The sequence below is a fragment of the Pseudomonas caspiana genome (genome assembly GCF_040224095.2).
GTDB classification, from domain to species: Bacteria; Pseudomonadota; Gammaproteobacteria; order Pseudomonadales; family Pseudomonadaceae; genus Aquipseudomonas; species Aquipseudomonas caspiana.
The window spans coordinates 5,865,863-5,881,588 of the sequence record NZ_CP167995.1 but is presented as its reverse complement, the minus strand read 5'-3'; the positions used below and the strand labels follow the sequence as shown (position 1 = coordinate 5,881,588).

The window sequence follows — 15,726 nt, the reverse complement described above, 5'->3', positions numbered from 1 at the left end:
TGCTTTTCAGGTCAAACACGTCAATTAACGATGGCGGTAATGGTGTTTGTTTTTGCGGTGGCCATGAGCGTGTCCGCGCGGGCCACGGTCACCGCGATAGCGACGGTTATCACGATCGTCGGCGCGGCTTTCGTTGCCCATGTAGTTACCCAGCGCACCGCCAGCACCGCCACCTGCGGCTGCGCCGACGAGGCTGCCAGTGTTGCCGCCAACGCTGCGACCGATCACGTTACCGCCCGCAGCGCCCAGACCGCCGCCAATGGCTGCTTCTGTACGATTGCGACGGTCCGCACCGACAGCAGCGCCGCCCGCGCCACCCAGGCCTGCGCCAATCGCTGCACCTGTGCTGCCGCCCAGTTGTTGGCCGACAACGGAACCGAGTACCCCACCCAATGCACCGCCCACGCCCGACTCAACCGTACCGCCTGCTGAGGCGAGACCACTGGCCAGAGTGAGTGACAACAACAGAATCGAGGAATACTTCATGCAATGAACCTCAAAGGGATGACGGCGCCGATCCTGAGGTTCTGAAAAGATTGTGGCAACGCAAATCCGACGAGTAACACGACTGGTACACAAATAGCTAAGTTACTGTTTTTGCTAAGGAACTTAAGTCTTAATTGGCAGTCTGAGCTTACTTGATCAAGGCCCGTTTCTCACGAAACGGGCCTTTTTTATAGCCCTTGAGAAAGCATTTCCTGGATCCTCCAGCATACAACGCGGGAAAAATCCCTACGCTTCTCAGTCAGATTCTTCTCGTGTTTGACGTTGTTTCTGTAGTCCATTTCCGACAATAACGACATCGATATCCAAGCCATTCTCTTAAAATTTTCCTACGGCGCCGATCGATCTTGGTGTAGGTCGCTTGGCGGGTCTGTATATGAATCTGATAAAGAGAGAGCTATGGGCTGGACTATTGAAAAGAGCGCGAAGAACTTCAACTCCAATCTAGGGGTGGCGGCTCAGGCTACTTGGGACCGATTCCAGAACGCTGTTCATCAAGGGATTCATCCGAAGCTTGCTGCGCAGCTAGCGGGCGACACTAATTACAAACTACTCGGCACCGCGAAAGTCGGACAATTCCAGATCAGGCTGAGTCAAAGCGATAGAGCCACATTCACCGTGGATGAGTCGGCTCACGTTGTGAAAGTGCTGCAGGTAGGAGGGCACACGTAATACATGAGTGCGGACCAGACGCGTCAGCGCAAGGTCCGCACCAGATTATGTCTTAAACAATCCGGGCAGTTTCAGCCGAGCGCTCCAGCTTGATCGCCACGAACTTCGAGGTTGGCGTGCTGCTGCCATCCCCAACGCTTTCCAGCGGCACCAGTGGGTTGACCTCTGGGTAGTAAGCGGCAGCCTGGCCAGCCGGGATGTCGAAAGCGAGCAAGGTGAAGTTTTTCACACGGCGCTCGCGACCATCGCCCCAGATCGAAATCAGGTCAACTTTCTGCCCTGGCTGGTAGCCCAGGCGGATGATGTCGGCTTCGTTGACGAACACCACGTCACGCTGACCCTTCACGCCGCGATAACGGTCATCCAGGCCATAAATAGTGGTGTTGTACTGATCGTGGGAGCGCATGGACTGCATGATCAGATCAGGCTCTTGACCGGTGGAGCGCACGCTGGCGTGTACCAGATCAAGCGGCAACATGTTGGGTTTGAAGTTGGCGCGCTCCGTCGCGGTATTCCAGCGACGAGCACCGGCCGCGTTGCCCAGGTAGAAGCCGCCCGGGTGTTCCAGACGCTGGTTGAAATCTTTGAATCCCGGAACGGTGTCGGCGATCAGCTCGCGGATGCGGTTGTAATCTTCCACCAGCCATAGCCAGTCCACAGGTTGCTTACCCAATGTCGCGTTGGCGATGCCCGCGAGAATTGCAGGCTCGGAACGCATATGGCGCGACGACGGCTGCAACTGGCCATTGGAAGCGTGAACCATGCTGAACGAGTCTTCCACCGTCACTGCTTGTGGACCGTTGGCCTGCATGTCGATGTCAGTACGACCGAAGCACGGCAGGATCAACGCTTCTTTACCGTGGCTCAAGTGGCTGCGGTTGAGTTTGGTGCTGATCTGCACGGTCAGGTCGCAGTTGCTGAGGGCTGTAACGGTACGAGCGCTGTCGGGCGTAGCTTGGGCGAAGTTACCGCCCAGTGCGATGAAGACTTTGGCGCGACCTTCGGCCATGGCGTGGATGGCTTCAACCACGTTGTGACCATTTTCACGCGGGACTTTGAACTGGAAGCGACGCTCCAGTGCATCAAGGAAAAACGCCGGTGGACGCTCGTTGATGCCCATGGTGCGGTCGCCCTGCACGTTACTGTGGCCGCGCACCGGGCACAGACCAGCGCCTGGGCGGCCAATGTTGCCGCGCAGCAGCATCAGGTTGGCGATTTCCTGAATGGTCGCCACCGAGTGGCGGTGTTGGGTAATACCCATCGCCCAGCACATGATGACGTTTTTGCCTTTGAGGTACATGCGCGCGGATTTTTCGATATCCACCAGCGTCAGGCCAGACTGCTCGACGATCTTGTCCCATGGGGTGTCGTCGATAGTCGCCAGATAGTCGAGCACGCCATGGGTGTGTTCGTTCAGGAACGCGTGGTCGAACACCGACGGCTCGTTGGCTGCTTGCGCATCGCGCTCCCATTGCAGCAGGAACTTGGCCATACCGCGCAACAACGCCATGTCGCCACCCAGTGCCGGGCGGAAATAGGCGGTGTTGGTTGGACGGTCACCGTTGGTGAGCATCTCGATCGGGTGTTGCGGATGCTGGAAGCGCTCCAGACCACGCTCTTTAAGCGGGTTGACGCACACTACCTGAGCGCCGCGTTGAACCGCTTCACGCAAAGGCTCAAGCATGCGCGGGTGGTTGGTGCCGGGGTTCTGGCCCCAAACGAAAATCGCATCAGCGTGTTCAAAGTCGTCGAAGGTCACGGTGCCTTTACCGACGCCAACGCTTTGCGACAATGCAACGCCGCTGGCCTCATGGCACATGTTCGAGCAGTCAGGGAAGTTGTTGGTGCCATAGGCGCGCACGAACAGCTGGTACAAATAAGCGGCTTCGTTGCTAGCCCGGCCCGAGGTGTAGAACTCGGCCATGTTCGGGTTCGGCAACGCTTTGAGGTGCTTGGCGATCAGCGCAAAAGAGTCGTCCCAACTGATCGGCTTGTAGCGATCAGTTTCGGCGTCGTAGACCATTGGCTCGGTCAGACGGCCTTGGTATTCCAGCCAGTAATCGCTTTGCTCGCGCAGTGCGCTGACGCTGTAGCGGGCGAAGAAAGAAGGGTCGACACGACGCTTGGTCGCTTCCCAGTTCACCGCCTTGGCGCCGTTTTCGCAGAACTTGACCATGCCGCTTTCCGGCGAATCACCCCACGCGCAACCAGGGCAGTCAAAGCCGCCGTTCTGGTTGGTCTTGAGCATCATGCGCAGGTTTTTCAGCGCGTTGTCGCTGGATAGCCAGTGATGAGTCACGCTGATCAATGCACCCCAACCACCGGCGGCACCTTTGTAGGGCTTGTAACGCGGGACTGGTTTCTGGTCGGCTTCTTTATGCAGGCTCATGCTTGACTCTCCATCACGGGACTAAAAACCCGCGGCGCACTGTGTTGCGGCAGGTGAATTAGGTTCAGGTTATGACGACGTGCCCATTGCAAGGCCAGGCCGGTAGGCGAGGACAAGCTGACCAGCGTCTGGATACCGGCGCGCAGGACTTTCTGGATCAACTCCAGGCTGCAACGACTGGTGACGATGGCAAGGCCGCCGATTATTGGAATTTCCTGGCGCACCAGGGCGCCGATCAACTTATCGAGGGCGTTGTGTCGACCGATATCTTCCCGGCCCAGCAGCAATTGCCCTTGGTTATTCATGAAAACTGCGGCATGTACCGCGCCACAATGGCGACCCAGCGGCTGGAATTCACCGATCCGCTGACGCAAACCTTCAAGCCACTCGATAGGCGGCAAAGGCGCGCCAGGCAAGACGTTCAGTTCAGGCAGCGCCTGTTCAACAGCTTCCACTCCGCACAAACCGCAGCCGCTGGTGCCGGCCATTTGCCGACGCTGCTGTTTGAGGTCCCAAAAGGCGCGGCTGGCGATTTCGACCTCGGCCTGCTGTGCAGACCCGCAGCCGCTGAGTTTGATGTCGTAGATTTCATCGGGTGAGGCAATGATGCCGCTGCCCAGACTGAAGCCCACAACAAAGTCTTCAAGATCGGTCGGAGTGACCAGCATGACCGCCTGGCTTATGCCGTTAAAGGCGATGGCCAGCGCTACTTCTTCAGCGAGATCGGCAGGCGCCGACACATCGCGGTCGAGGTTCGAGTAGCTGTAGGACTTGCTTGCAGCGGGCGCTGGCGATTGGTCTGCGGGCGCCGTACTGACCGTTCGCTTGGCGTGCATGGGAACGTACCGGCAGAGTGATATCGCACAAGACTAGGCCTCTTGTCGAAAATCGTCTAATCGCTAGTTCCAATGCGCTGATAGATGACGTCGATCAATGTTTTTCGGTGAGTTTCTGATAGAGCGCAAAACACGCTTCCGCCAACACTGACCTAGGAGCGCCACGACGCATGATCATGCCCAGCCGCGCCATTGTGCGGGCGTCGTCGATGGGTTGCAGGCGCAAATCTTCGGTCAGGTTTTCCAGCTCGCCCTCAAGCGGCATGATCGCGCAGCAGAAGCCGCCATGGACCGACTGTAATAACTGATGAACGGCATCGGTTTGCAGCAACGGATTGAACTGCAAACCACGGCTATGGAAGTTGTTATCGATGGATTGGCGGAAATGCATACCGCTGGTCAGCAAGCCCAAAGGCAGCTCAATCAGGTCTGCCCAGGTCAACGGCCGCTCGCCAAAGTTGAAGTGGCGATGATCGTACAGCAGACCCATGCGGGTTTCGGCCAAGGTCAGGGAGTCGAAGCGTTCGCTGTCCAGATGCTCCATGTAGGAAACGCCCAGATCAATGCGATTGCTCGCCAATTGTTCCAGGATCTGCTCGGAACTGAGTGCCGACAGCTCGAAGCGCAGGTTGGGGTGGCTTTCGTGCAGCAACCGCAATAACGGCAGTGGGTCGAAGCTCGACAACGGCACTACGCCCATTCGTAGGGTGCCGACCAAGTGACCGCGACAAGCAGCGGCTTCGGCCTGCAAGCCGTCATAAGCGGCCAGTACCGTGCGTGCCCAAGCCAGCACTCGCTCGCCCGGGGCGGTAAAACCCTCGAAGCGCTGCCCGCGAACGACCAGTGGCAGCTCAAGCTCTTCTTCCAGATTGCGCAAGCGCATCGACAGGGTCGGCTGAGTGATGTTGCAACGTGCGGCAGCCTGGCCGAAATGCCTCGTTTCATCGAGGGCGATCAGGAATTTGAGTTGTTTGATGTCCATATTCGCTCCGTTAGGCACTGCAAGCGCACGATTCTAGCCTGTAGACGTATCGGATGGGCGGTCGGCTGCCGGTCGGACGGCCGTTTCCCATGATCTGTTACGACTAACCTTGAATGTTGGGCACAACAATAACAATCAAGGAGAGCCGCAAAATGATCAGTTTCAGTTTCTTGAAGGAAGCCGGGGAGAAGATCCTCGATGCAATTACCCCCGGTGATGCCGACGCCTCGAATGACGCGCTCAAAAAGCACATATCAGAAGTAGGGCTCGGCAATCCCGACATTCAGACCGTCGTGGAAGGCAGTACGGTGACGGTCACTGGCGAAGTCGCCAGCCAGGAAGAGAAGGAAAAAATCCTTCTGACACTGGGCAATATCAAGGGTGTGGAAACGGTCGACGATCAGATGACCATCGCTGCTGGTAACGCGACGGCTACTCCGGCGAAATTCGTTACCGTCGAAAAGGGCGACACCCTCAGCGCCATATCCAAACGGGTCTACGGTGACCCGAATAAATATCAAAAAATCTTTGAGGCCAACAAACCGATGCTCAAGGATGTGGACAAGATTTATCCGGGGCAGGTGTTACGTATTCCGGATTAGCGAAGATCCCTGTAGGAGCTGCCGAAGGCTGCGAATGGATTCCCTGACACGCCCGGATCTCAGTCTTCGGCAGTTCCTACATATTTTTAGAGCCCTTCAATCAACTCCCGATAGTCCTTAACCGCCGCGAACTCCTCGGTGTCTTTTGGTCCTTTCTGGCTGTTCGGTTCACTGACCGCCAGAAGATGGCCGATGCCGAAAGTGCGGGCGCTGCGCAGGATCGGCAGGGTGTCGTCGATAAACAGGCTACGGGCCGGGTCGAAGGCGATATCGGCCTGCAGTGCATCCCAGAAGTGCGGGCTTTCCTTGGGGAAGCCGTAGTCATGGGAACTGATCAAACGTTCGAAATACGGCGCCAGCTCGATCCGCTCCATCTTCAGTGACAACGAGTCGCGATGGGCGTTGGTGATCATGATCACCCGCTTGCCTGCCTGCTTGATCGCTGCAAGGAAAGTTTCAGCGTCGGGCCGCAGGGCAATCAGGTCAGCTGTTTCCAGCTTGAGGTCTCGCACTGAAAGCTTTAACTCGGCGCTCCAGTAGTCCAGGCAATACCAGTTGAGCGTGCCCGCATTCTTCTCAAACAGCGGCTTCATCTCCAGCAGCGCCATGGCCAGGCTCACGCCATGCAGCTCGGCATAGCGCTGCGGCAAATGTTGCAGCCAGAAGTGCTCATCGTAATAAAGATCGAGCAGGGTGCCGTCCATGTCGAGCAGAACGGTATCGATGTCGCGCCAAGGCATTAAAGGCATTCAGGTCTCGCAAAGTATCGATGGGTGAAGTCAGCATATCCGAGACAGACAATCGGAAAAGCCACGGTATAGTAACCCGTCCACGCAAAGGAGCCCGACATGCGCCAGAAACCCACCGTACTTGCCCGCGAAATCGTCGCCAGCAGCCGTTTGTTCCGTGTTGAGGAGCTGCAATTGCGCTTCGCCAACGGTGTCGAGCGCACTTATGAGCGGTTGGTCGGGCGCGGTAATGGTTATGGCGCGGTCATGATCGTGGCAATGTTGGATGCCGATCATGCGGTCTTGATCGAAGAATATTGCGGCGGCACAGACGAATACGAGCTGTCTTTGCCCAAGGGGCTTATCGAGCCGGGCGAAGACGTTCTGGCCGCTGCCAACCGTGAACTCAAGGAAGAAGCAGGCTATGGCGCGCATCAACTGGAGCACCTGACCGAGCTTTCCCTGTCGCCGGGCTACATGAGCCAGAAAATTCAGGTGGTGCTGGCTTCCGATCTCTACGAAGAGCGTCTGGAGGGCGACGAGCCTGAGCCCATGCGCGTGGACAAAGTGAATTTGCGCGAGCTATCAAGTTTGATTGAACATCCCCAGTTCAGTGAGGGCCGAGCCTTGGCCGCACTCTATCTGGCGCGTGATTTTCTGACCCAGCGTGGACTGTTTTTGCCATGACCGATGTTTTCAGCAATCTGCCACACCCGCTGTTGGAACCCGTGATCAAACTGGCTCGTCTTGCCGGGGAAGTCATCCTGCCGCACTGGCGCGCCAATGTGACGGTGACGTCCAAGGCTGATGATTCGCCCGTCACTGCGGCGGACATCGCTGCCCATCAGCTGCTTGCTGAAGGCCTGCTGGCGCTGGCACCTGATATTCATGTGCTGTCTGAAGAAGATGCTGATATCCCGCTGAGTGAGCGCGCGAAGTGGGAGCGCTGGTGGCTGGTCGATCCGCTGGATGGCACCAAGGAGTTTATTTCCGGCAGTGAAGAGTTCACCGTAAACGTCGCACTGATCGAACGTGGTCGTGTGGTGTTTGGCGTTGTTTCGATGCCGACCAATAATCGCTGCTACTTTGGGGGCGCCGGATTGGGCGCGTGGCGCAGCGATGACGATGATCATCTGACGCCGATCAGCGTGCGTCAGGAGCCGGGCACGGGACATGATTTTACGGTTGTCGCCAGCCGACGTCACACCAGCCCCGAGCAGGAGCGTCTACTCGCCGGCTTGTCTGCTGCGGTTGGGCATTTACACCTGACCAATATCGGCAGCTCGCTGAAGTTCTGCCTGTTGGCCGAAGGTGCTGCCGATTGCTATCCCCGCCTGGCACCGACCTCTCAGTGGGACACCGCCGCCGCGCAAGGTGTGCTGGAGGGCGCTGGGGGTGAAGTGCTCGAACTGTCCGGTGAGCCATTCAGCTATCCGCCGCGTGAATCCCTGTTGAACCCGTTCTTTCTGGCGCTGCCAGCGGGTGCCGCCTGGCGTTCCGACTTGCTGGAGTTAGCGCGCTCCTGATTGCACATGTAATTTCTGTAGGGGATTGCTGTGAGTGCTGTCTCGCGGCAAACATGGATCTGTAGGAGCGCACGAGCACCGCGAGGCCGCGAAGGCGGTGTATCAGACAGGACGCCATCGCTGCCTCGCGGTGCTCGTGAACTCCGACAGAAAAGCATTCCCAAATCAGGTTATTGCATTGTGTTGATAAGAGCTTCGCTACCGATGCAACACAAACTGCCCGATAAAACGCACTGCTTCCTGATCACTTCCTTGAGCGCAAATTCGTGTCGGTAACGTCAATCGTGCCCGGCCACGGCGCTGGTAGGTAGTGACAAATCTTTCCCAGACGGTTTCATCCGGTGCATCGCAAATCGCCACAGCATCTTCGCGAACCGGCAAGGGGTAACTGATCTGCCCGTCCTGAATCACGATGTGCCCGCCTTCGATACCGGCCTCCTGCAAGCGCAAGTGCAACCAGCCCCAACCCGCCAGCACGGCCCCGCAGTACAGGCTTCCGCCAAACACCGTGCTCTTGTGATTGATGTTGGGCGCGAGTGGCAGATGCAGGCGCAACTGATGATCCTGCCAGCTCAAGACTTTCATACCCATCGCCTGAGTGAGCGGGATGTCGTAATGCAGCACCTGTTGCAGTGCGGCGGCCTCTAGTGACATCTCATTGTCCTCGGGTTTCATTCCTGCTCATCCGCGCCGCCGCCGAAGCTCAGGCCGTGTTTGCGCAGTTTGTCGTGCAGGGTTTTACGCGGCAGGCCCAGCGCCTCGGCCAAGCTGCGCACGGAGCTGTGCGGCCGGGTCAGCTCGGCGGCGATCAAGGCGCGCTCAAAACTTTCAACCTGCTCGCTTAATCCGCCCGTAATCGTCGGCACCACCGGCACTTCATTACCTTCCAGAGCAAGCTCCAGACCCAAGGCAAAGCGCTCGGCGGCGTTTTGCAGTTCGCGCACGTTGCCTGGCCAGGTATGGCGCAGCAATAGAGCGCGTTGCGCAGGCTGCAGTTCATGTTTGGGCAAACCGTGGCGCATGCTTGCCGCGTCCGCATAGTGCTGGAACAGCATCAGCGCATCTTCGCCACGCTCGCGTAACGGCGGAATTCGTAACGGCGCGACGTTGAGCCGGTAATACAAGTCGGCGCGGAAGCGGCCTTGATCGGCTGCCTGACGCAAGTCTTCCTTGGTGGCCGCAATCACCCGAATATCCAGAGGGATTTGCTGGTTGCCGCCTAGTCGCTCGACCATTCGCTCTTGCAGCAGGCGTAGCAGTTTGACCTGCACGTCCATGCTCATGCTTTCGATTTCATCAAGGAACAGTGTGCCGCCATTGGCGAATTCGAATTTGCCTATGCGGCGTTTCTGCGCCCCGGTAAAAGCACCCGGCTCATGCCCGAACAATTCACTTTCGACCACGGATTCGGCCAGCGCCCCCGCATTGATCGCGACAAATGGTCCGGTGCGGCGGTTCGACAAATCATGCAGCGCTCGCGCTACGACTTCTTTGCCTGCACCGGTTTCGCCGAGGATCAGCACATCAGCCTTGGTGGCGGCCAACGCCCCGATCTGTTGGCGCAAACGCAGCATGGGAGCCGACTGCCCCACCAGACGAGCACTCAGCTGTTGGCGGTCGCTCAAGGCCAGTCGCAGGCTGCGGTTATCCAGCACCAGACGTCGCAGGGCCAATGCCCGGCGCACGCTGTCGAGCAGTGCATCGCTGGCAAAAGGCTTTTCCAGAAAGTCGTAAGCACCGGCACGCATCGCTTGCACCGCCAGCGGTACATCGCCATGGCCGGTGATCAACAGGACCGGCAGTTCGGGGTCTCTGCCGTGCAAGTCACTCAACAGCTCAAGACCGTCCATGCCCGGCATGCGAATGTCGCTGACTACAACGCCAGGCCAATCGCGCTCGATTCGTGCTGCCAGGCCGTTGGCTTCAGGCAGGGTCAGGACTTTCAGGCCGGCCAGATCCAGCGTCTGGCTAAGGGCCTGGCGCAGGTGCGGGTCGTCGTCGATCAGCACTACCTGGATCCGGCTGTCGATGGCGGTCATGCAGATAAATCCTCTGGCGGTTGAAGGTTGACTCCGGAAGCGCCGTCACGCAGACGCAGTGTCAGCAGCGCGCCTCCAGTCGGGTGGTTGTCGAACAGCAGTTCGCCGCCCAAAGCGCGCATCAGGGTATCGCAGATCGCCAATCCGAGCCCCAGCCCTTGAGTACGGGTTTTGGTGGTAAAAAAGGGTTCGCGTGCTCGTGCCAGCGCATCCTGGGTAAAACCGGGGCCATTGTCCCGAATAAACAGGTTGACGCCTTCTGACGTCTGTTCGGCACTGATCCAGATTCTGCGCGGTGGACCTTTTTCGGTCAGGGCGTCCAGGGCATTGGCCAGCAGGTTGCCGAGCACCTGACGCAGCCGGGTTTCACCGGCCTGTACCCATAGCGTGGCATCGGGCAGATCGCGAATCAGTTCGACCTCCATGGCGCGCCGCCGCTTGGCCAGCAGCGCCAAGGCATCGTCCAGCGCAGGTTGCAGCGCGACGCTCTCCGGCGCATGCCGGTCGCGACGGGCGAAAGCACGTAAATGAGCAATGATTGACGCCATGCGGCCCGTCAATTCGCCGATCTGCTTGAGGTTACCTCGGGCGTCATCAGTGCGAGAGTGATCCAGCAGGATTTCTGCGTTCTCCGCATAACTGCGGATCGCTGCCAAAGGCTGGTTAAGCTCATGGCTGATGCTGGCAGACATGGTGCCCAGCGCGGACAACTTGCCAGCTTGCACTAATTCATCTTGAGCGCGGACCAGTTCCTGCTGCGCCTGTTCGCGCTCAAGGACTTCCTGCCTGAGGCGGCTGTTCAGGCCTTCCAGATCACTGGTGCGCTCCACCACGCGTACTTCCAGCTCGCGACGAGCCTTGGCTTCGAATGCAATACGATCCAGATAGTGCCGACGCCGCTGGATCATGATGCCTAACAACAACATCACTACTAATAACGCCGCGCCCCCAATGGCAACAACGGTGCGAACCGGACGATCAATCAATGCTCGCGGCGCCAGAATGTTCACACTCCAGCCTGTTTCGTCGATTTGCTGACTTTGGGTTAGCCATGCTTTCTCGTCGAGCAGCAACGGGCGTGGATCGCGGGTCGGGTAGGGCTGGATCGCCACGATGGATTGTTTTTCTTCATCGCTCAGTGCGCGCGTCGAGCGGAAGCGCCATTCCGGCCGGGAGGTCAGGATGACGACGCCATTGTGGTCGGTGAGCAGCAGTTGCTCAGGGGTTTTGCCCCATAGGTTTTCGGTGTGGTCCAGATCAATTTTGACCACCAGCACACCGATTACCTTGTTTGCGTCACGTACCGCCGAGGCAAAGAAGTAACCACGTTTGGCAGACGTCGTACCCAAGCCGAAAAAACGTCCAAGGTTGCCAGCCATGGCATCGCTGAAATAGGGGCGAAAGGAAAAGTTGCGGCCTACAAAACTATCGCGCTTGTCCCAGTTCGACGCGGCAATAGTCGTACCTTCGGCGTTCATCAAGTACATGACTTCCGCGCCGGTCTGGCGAACGATGGTTTGCAGCAGATGATTAGCGGCTTCCTGTGGAGCGCTGCCCTGCGGGGCTTTTAATGCGGCGGGCAGGTCCGGCAACTGGCTGAGAATCTGCGGCAGGGTTTCATAGCGATGCAGCGTGCCCAACAGGTTGGCAACGTAAAGGTCCAGAGTTTGCCGATTCTGGCTCACCAGTTCGTTACGGTAATAACGCTCGGCCAGATGTTCCAGCGGCCACAACAGTGGTGCCAGACACAGGGCCAGCAGCGCAAGGCTGCGCCAGCGTGGGCGGGGTGGGAGGGTGGAGTTTGTGGTCATTGTTGAACTGCGCTAAGGGTCGGCTTTTCTGTAGAAGATATCGCAGTATCACGGACGCCGTGCGGTGACGAAGCAAACATTAATCCTGTAGGAGCGCACGAGCACCGCGAGGCCGCGATAGCGGTGTATCAGACAGGACGCCATCGCGGCCTCGCGGTGCTCGTGCGCTCCTACAGTTTCGGTAAGGTCCCGAATAGTGCAGAACTACTGCTCAGCCAGGCACTCCAGTAACGCGCTGTGCCAGTCCGGCTGTTGCACGCCCCATTCGCGTTGAAGAAGACTGCAGTCGAGCCGCGAGTTGAGCGGGCGAGCTGCAGGTGTCGGGTAGGCGCTGGACGGAATAGCCTCCAGTGCCGCGCATTTTTTACCTTGCACAACCAACTGCTCGCCAATGGCCTGAGCAAAGCCAAACCATGACGTTTCGCCGCTGGCGGTCAGATGGTACGTGCCCCAGGCGCCAGGTTGTCCGTCACGCCAGCGTTCGATCAACTGGCGCGTACTGCGCGCAATCGTACCGGCCCAGGTCGGCGCACCCACCTGATCGGCGACGACGTTCAGAGAGTCGCGCTCTTGCAGCAGGCGCTGCATTGTCAGCAGAAAGTTACGACCCGTGTTCGAGTAAACCCAGCTGGTCCGCAGGATCAAGTACTGCCCGCCGACGTACTCGATAGCCTGTTCACCCGCCCACTTGCTGGCACCGTAGACGCCCAAAGGTGCGGGTTGATCCTGCTCGGTCCAGGGCGTGGCCTTGCTACCGTCAAACACGTAGTCAGTTGAATAGTGAATCAACGGAATACCTAGCTCTTTCGCTTGATCGGCAAGCATTCCGGCAGCGATAGCATTCACTGAAAGAGCGGTTTTCTGGTCAGTTTCAGCCTGATCCACTGCGGTATAGGCTGCAGCGTTGATGATCAGGTCAGGCTTGAATTCCTGGATCTGGTCGAAGTCCGCCATCTGATTGCTCAGGTCCAGTTTGTCGCGGCCCAGGACAACCACTTCACCAAGATCCGCGAGGGTTTTCTGCAGGGCTTGGGAAACCTGGCCGTGCTGGCCGATGACGACGATTTTCAGTGGCTTGCTCATGGGAACAGGTCAGCCTCTTTGAATGCTTTGCCGTTTTGATCTTTGGCGGACAGTTGCGGCGTGCCACTCAGCTGCCAGTCGATTGCCAGATCCGGGTCGTCCCAGCGGATGCAGCGCTCGGCTGCCGGGGTGTAGTAATCAGTGGTTTTATAGAGAAATTCGGCGTAATCGCTGAGCACTACAAAACCATGGGCAAAGCCTGCTGGAATCCATAATTGCCGAGCATTTTCAGCAGACAGCCTGACACCCGTCCAGCGGCCAAAAGTTGGCGAGCTTTGGCGAATGTCCACGGCAATATCCAGAACCTCGCCCGCCGTTACCCGCACCAGTTTGCCCTGCACATTTTCGATCTGGTAATGCAGGCCGCGCAGTACGCCTTTGGCCGAGCGTGAGTGGTTATCCTGCACGAAGGTCAGATCACGCAGGCCGGTGGCATCGGCAAAGGCCTTGGCATTGAAGCTCTCATAGAAAAAGCCGCGTTCGTCACCGAAGACACGAGGCTCAAGGATGAGTACCTCGGGGATATCGCTGGCAATCACATTCAACGTTTTTCTCCTGCAAGCTTGAACAGATACTGACCGTAACCCGTCTTGCCAAAGTATTGAGCGCGTTCCAGCAGGTGTTCGCGATCAATCCATTCGTTCTGGTAGGCAATTTCTTCCAGGCAAGCGACTTTAAGGCCTTGGCGGTGTTCGATCGTCTGCACGTATTGCGAGGCTTCCAGCAGACTGTCATGAGTGCCGGTATCCAGCCAGGCAAAGCCACGACCGAATCGCTCAACGCGCAGATCGCCGCGTTGCAGATAGGCATTGTTGATGTCGGTAATTTCCAGCTCGCCACGCGGCGACGGTTTGACGTCCTTGGCAATGCGGATGACTTCATTGTCGTAAAAATACAACCCCGTCACTGCATAGCTGGATTTGGGCTCTTTGGGCTTCTCTTCGATGGAAAGCGCCCGGCCGTCCTCGTCGAAGTCGATAACCCCGAAACGCTCTGGATCCTTGACCCAGTAGCCAAATACCGTCGCGCCGTTTTTCTGCTCTTTGGCCTTGCGCAGTTGTTCGCCGAAGTGCTGACCGTGGAAGATGTTATCGCCCAGAATCAGACATACCGAATCATCGCCAATGAACTCTTCGCCAATCAGGAACGCCTGCGCCAGGCCTTCGGGCTTGGGTTGCTCGGCGTATTGGAAACTTACCCCAAACTGGCTGCCGTCGCCCAGCAGACCCCGGTATTGAGGCAGGTCCTGAGGGGTGGAGATGATCAGGATTTCCTGAATGCCCGCCAGCATCAACACCGAGATCGGGTAATAGATCATCGGCTTGTCGTAAATCGGCAGCAGTTGCTTGGAAACACCTAGAGTGATGGGGTGCAGGCGCGTGCCTGAACCGCCGGCCAGAACAATTCCTTTTGTCATGCGATTAGATCCTTGGGGGCAGTAAAGCCCAGTCGTTGGCCCTGATAGCTGCCGTCCTGTACGCGGCGGCACCATTCCAGATTATTCAAATACCACTGCACGGTTTTGCGCAAACCTGATTCGAAGGTTTCTTCGGGGGTCCAGCCCAGATCGTGTTCGATCTTGCTGGCGTCGATCGCATAGCGTTGATCATGGCCCGGTCGATCCACGACATAAGTGATCAGGTCAGCGTAGTTGGCAACACCGTCAGGACGTTGAGGTGCCAGCTCTTCCAGCAGCGCACAGATGCCGCGCACCACATCAATATTCTTTTGCTCGTTATGACCGCCAATATTGTAGGTTTCACCTACCGCACCTTCGGTCACCACCTTGTACAACGCACGGGCGTGGTCTTCGACGAATAGCCAGTCGCGCACTTGCAGACCGTTGCCATACACCGGCAGCGGTTTGCCCGCCAAAGCGTTGAGAATGACCAGCGGGATCAGCTTCTCCGGGAAGTGAAACGGCCCGTAATTATTTGAGCAGTTGGTCACGACCACCGGCAGTCCGTAAGTCCGCTGCCAGGCCCGGACAAGGTGATCGGATGCGGCCTTGCTGGCCGAGTAGGGCGAGCTTGGCGCATACGGTGTGGTTTCGGTAAACAGGTCATCGACGCCATGCAGGTCGCCATACACTTCATCGGTCGAAATGTGATGGAAGCGGAACGTCTCACGCTCGGCCTCAGGCAGCTTCAGCCAGTAACCGCGCACCGCTTCCAGCAGGCTGTACGTGCCGACGATGTTGGTTTGAATAAACTCGGACGGGCCATCAATGGAGCGGTCGACGTGGGACTCGGCAGCCAGGTGCATGACGGCGTGCGGCTCAAAGCGGGCCAGCACCTCGCCGACTTTGGCCTGATCGCAGATATCTGCCTGAACAAACTCATAGCGCGTGTTGGTGGCAATGCTAGACAGCGACTCAAGATTGCCTGCGTAGGTGAGTTTGTCGAAGTTCAGCACCTCATGGTCGGTGCTCTGTATCAAATGACGGATCAGTGCCGAGCCGATAAAGCCCGCGCCGCCAGTAACGAGTATTCGCATAGGATTGCCTTGTGCCTTCCAGGTCTTAAGACTGATGGAGCATAGCTTGTTGTTGTAA

At 57.9% G+C, this 15,726-nt stretch carries 16 protein-coding genes; 4 read left to right on the top strand and 12 right to left on the bottom strand.

Features of this window, described 5'->3' with window-relative positions:
• Window positions 1-24 precede the first annotated feature (24 nt).
• On the bottom strand, window positions 25-486 hold the full coding sequence (locus ABRP31_RS26495) for a YMGG-like glycine zipper-containing protein (protein WP_243243977.1): 462 nt from the start codon (window positions 484-486) through the stop codon (window positions 25-27).
• A gap of 417 nt (window positions 487-903) precedes the next feature.
• Between ABRP31_RS26495 and ABRP31_RS26490 the strand changes: the two genes are divergently transcribed.
• Window positions 904-1,176: a hypothetical protein gene (locus tag ABRP31_RS26490; RefSeq protein WP_349971187.1), complete on the top strand. Its 273-nt coding sequence runs from the start codon at window positions 904-906 to the stop codon at window positions 1,174-1,176.
• A gap of 52 nt (window positions 1,177-1,228) precedes the next feature.
• Here ABRP31_RS26490 and ABRP31_RS26485 read toward each other — a convergent pair whose 3' ends face one another.
• From ABRP31_RS26485 to ABRP31_RS26475, 3 genes are all read right to left on the bottom strand, one after another.
• Window positions 1,229-3,565: an FdhF/YdeP family oxidoreductase gene (locus ABRP31_RS26485; RefSeq protein WP_349971186.1), complete on the bottom strand. Its 2,337-nt coding sequence runs from the start codon at window positions 3,563-3,565 to the stop codon at window positions 1,229-1,231.
• Window positions 3,562-4,401 (bottom strand): formate dehydrogenase accessory sulfurtransferase FdhD, encoded by an 840-nt coding sequence (gene fdhD / locus ABRP31_RS26480; RefSeq protein ID WP_087271853.1) that lies wholly within the window; start codon window positions 4,399-4,401, stop codon window positions 3,562-3,564. Before fdhD ends, ABRP31_RS26485 begins: the two co-directional genes overlap by 4 nt.
• A 94-nt stretch (window positions 4,402-4,495) precedes the next feature.
• Window positions 4,496-5,383: a LysR substrate-binding domain-containing protein gene (locus ABRP31_RS26475; protein ID WP_349971185.1), complete on the bottom strand. Its 888-nt coding sequence runs from the start codon at window positions 5,381-5,383 to the stop codon at window positions 4,496-4,498.
• A gap of 152 nt (window positions 5,384-5,535) precedes the next feature.
• Here ABRP31_RS26475 and lysM point away from each other — a divergent pair, with 152 nt between their 5' ends.
• On the top strand, window positions 5,536-5,985 hold the full coding sequence (lysM, locus tag ABRP31_RS26470; protein ID WP_349971184.1) for a peptidoglycan-binding protein LysM: 450 nt from the start codon (window positions 5,536-5,538) through the stop codon (window positions 5,983-5,985).
• A gap of 86 nt (window positions 5,986-6,071) precedes the next feature.
• Here the strand turns inward: lysM and yrfG are convergent, their stop codons facing one another.
• A complete protein-coding gene (gene yrfG / locus ABRP31_RS26465) occupies window positions 6,072-6,734 on the bottom strand; it encodes a GMP/IMP nucleotidase (protein WP_087271845.1) in 663 nt (220 codons plus the stop codon).
• 99 nt (window positions 6,735-6,833) lie between these two features.
• Between yrfG and nudE the strand changes: the two genes are divergently transcribed.
• Window positions 6,834-7,400, top strand: coding sequence for an ADP compounds hydrolase NudE (nudE, locus tag ABRP31_RS26460; protein ID WP_349971183.1), 567 nt, complete (start codon window positions 6,834-6,836; stop codon window positions 7,398-7,400).
• A complete protein-coding gene (gene cysQ, locus ABRP31_RS26455) occupies window positions 7,397-8,239 on the top strand; it encodes a 3'(2'),5'-bisphosphate nucleotidase CysQ (protein WP_349971182.1) in 843 nt (280 codons plus the stop codon). The genes nudE and cysQ overlap by 4 nt, the downstream gene beginning before the upstream one ends.
• A 198-nt stretch (window positions 8,240-8,437) precedes the next feature.
• Here the strand turns inward: cysQ and ABRP31_RS26450 are convergent, their stop codons facing one another.
• The 7 genes from ABRP31_RS26450 to rfbB form a co-directional block, all read right to left on the bottom strand.
• A complete protein-coding gene (locus ABRP31_RS26450; RefSeq protein ID WP_349971181.1) occupies window positions 8,438-8,893 on the bottom strand; it encodes a thioesterase domain-containing protein in 456 nt (151 codons plus the stop codon).
• A 17-nt stretch (window positions 8,894-8,910) separates the two neighbouring features.
• Window positions 8,911-10,278, bottom strand: coding sequence for a sigma-54 dependent transcriptional regulator (locus ABRP31_RS26445; RefSeq protein WP_087271835.1), 1,368 nt, complete (start codon window positions 10,276-10,278; stop codon window positions 8,911-8,913).
• Window positions 10,275-12,089, bottom strand: coding sequence for an ATP-binding protein (locus ABRP31_RS26440; RefSeq protein WP_349971180.1), 1,815 nt, complete (start codon window positions 12,087-12,089; stop codon window positions 10,275-10,277). Before ABRP31_RS26440 ends, ABRP31_RS26445 begins: the two co-directional genes overlap by 4 nt.
• 204 nt (window positions 12,090-12,293) lie before the next feature.
• Window positions 12,294-13,172, bottom strand: coding sequence for a dTDP-4-dehydrorhamnose reductase (rfbD, locus tag ABRP31_RS26435; RefSeq protein ID WP_349971179.1), 879 nt, complete (start codon window positions 13,170-13,172; stop codon window positions 12,294-12,296).
• A complete protein-coding gene (gene rfbC, locus ABRP31_RS26430) occupies window positions 13,169-13,717 on the bottom strand; it encodes a dTDP-4-dehydrorhamnose 3,5-epimerase (protein WP_349971178.1) in 549 nt (182 codons plus the stop codon). The genes rfbD and rfbC overlap by 4 nt, the downstream gene beginning before the upstream one ends.
• Window positions 13,714-14,589: a glucose-1-phosphate thymidylyltransferase RfbA gene (gene rfbA, locus ABRP31_RS26425; RefSeq protein WP_349971177.1), complete on the bottom strand. Its 876-nt coding sequence runs from the start codon at window positions 14,587-14,589 to the stop codon at window positions 13,714-13,716. The genes rfbC and rfbA overlap by 4 nt, the downstream gene beginning before the upstream one ends.
• Complete coding sequence (gene rfbB / locus ABRP31_RS26420) at window positions 14,586-15,668, bottom strand: dTDP-glucose 4,6-dehydratase (protein ID WP_349971176.1); 1,083 nt, start codon at window positions 15,666-15,668, stop codon at window positions 14,586-14,588. The genes rfbA and rfbB overlap by 4 nt, the downstream gene beginning before the upstream one ends.
• Window positions 15,669-15,726 lie beyond the last annotated feature (58 nt).

Excerpts from the sequence above, each read along its gene's own strand:
- ABRP31_RS26495 (WP_243243977.1), bottom strand. The coding sequence starts at position 486 with ATGAAGTATTCCTCGATTCTGTTGTTGTCACTCACTCTGGCCAGTGGT.
- ABRP31_RS26490 (WP_349971187.1), top strand. The coding sequence starts at position 904 with ATGGGCTGGACTATTGAAAAGAGCGCGAAGAACTTCAACTCCAATCTA.
- ABRP31_RS26485 (WP_349971186.1), bottom strand. The coding sequence starts at position 3,565 with ATGAGCCTGCATAAAGAAGCCGACCAGAAACCAGTCCCGCGTTACAAG.
- fdhD (WP_087271853.1), bottom strand. The coding sequence starts at position 4,401 with ATGCACGCCAAGCGAACGGTCAGTACGGCGCCCGCAGACCAATCGCCA.
- ABRP31_RS26475 (WP_349971185.1), bottom strand. The coding sequence starts at position 5,383 with ATGGACATCAAACAACTCAAATTCCTGATCGCCCTCGATGAAACGAGG.
- lysM (WP_349971184.1), top strand. The coding sequence starts at position 5,536 with ATGATCAGTTTCAGTTTCTTGAAGGAAGCCGGGGAGAAGATCCTCGAT.
- yrfG (WP_087271845.1), bottom strand. The coding sequence starts at position 6,734 with ATGCCTTTAATGCCTTGGCGCGACATCGATACCGTTCTGCTCGACATG.
- nudE (WP_349971183.1), top strand. The coding sequence starts at position 6,834 with ATGCGCCAGAAACCCACCGTACTTGCCCGCGAAATCGTCGCCAGCAGC.
- cysQ (WP_349971182.1), top strand. The coding sequence starts at position 7,397 with ATGACCGATGTTTTCAGCAATCTGCCACACCCGCTGTTGGAACCCGTG.
- ABRP31_RS26450 (WP_349971181.1), bottom strand. The coding sequence starts at position 8,893 with ATGTCACTAGAGGCCGCCGCACTGCAACAGGTGCTGCATTACGACATC.
- ABRP31_RS26445 (WP_087271835.1), bottom strand. The coding sequence starts at position 10,278 with ATGACCGCCATCGACAGCCGGATCCAGGTAGTGCTGATCGACGACGAC.
- ABRP31_RS26440 (WP_349971180.1), bottom strand. The coding sequence starts at position 12,089 with ATGACCACAAACTCCACCCTCCCACCCCGCCCACGCTGGCGCAGCCTT.
- rfbD (WP_349971179.1), bottom strand. The coding sequence starts at position 13,172 with ATGAGCAAGCCACTGAAAATCGTCGTCATCGGCCAGCACGGCCAGGTT.
- rfbA (WP_349971177.1), bottom strand. The coding sequence starts at position 14,589 with ATGACAAAAGGAATTGTTCTGGCCGGCGGTTCAGGCACGCGCCTGCAC.
- rfbB (WP_349971176.1), bottom strand. The coding sequence starts at position 15,668 with ATGCGAATACTCGTTACTGGCGGCGCGGGCTTTATCGGCTCGGCACTG.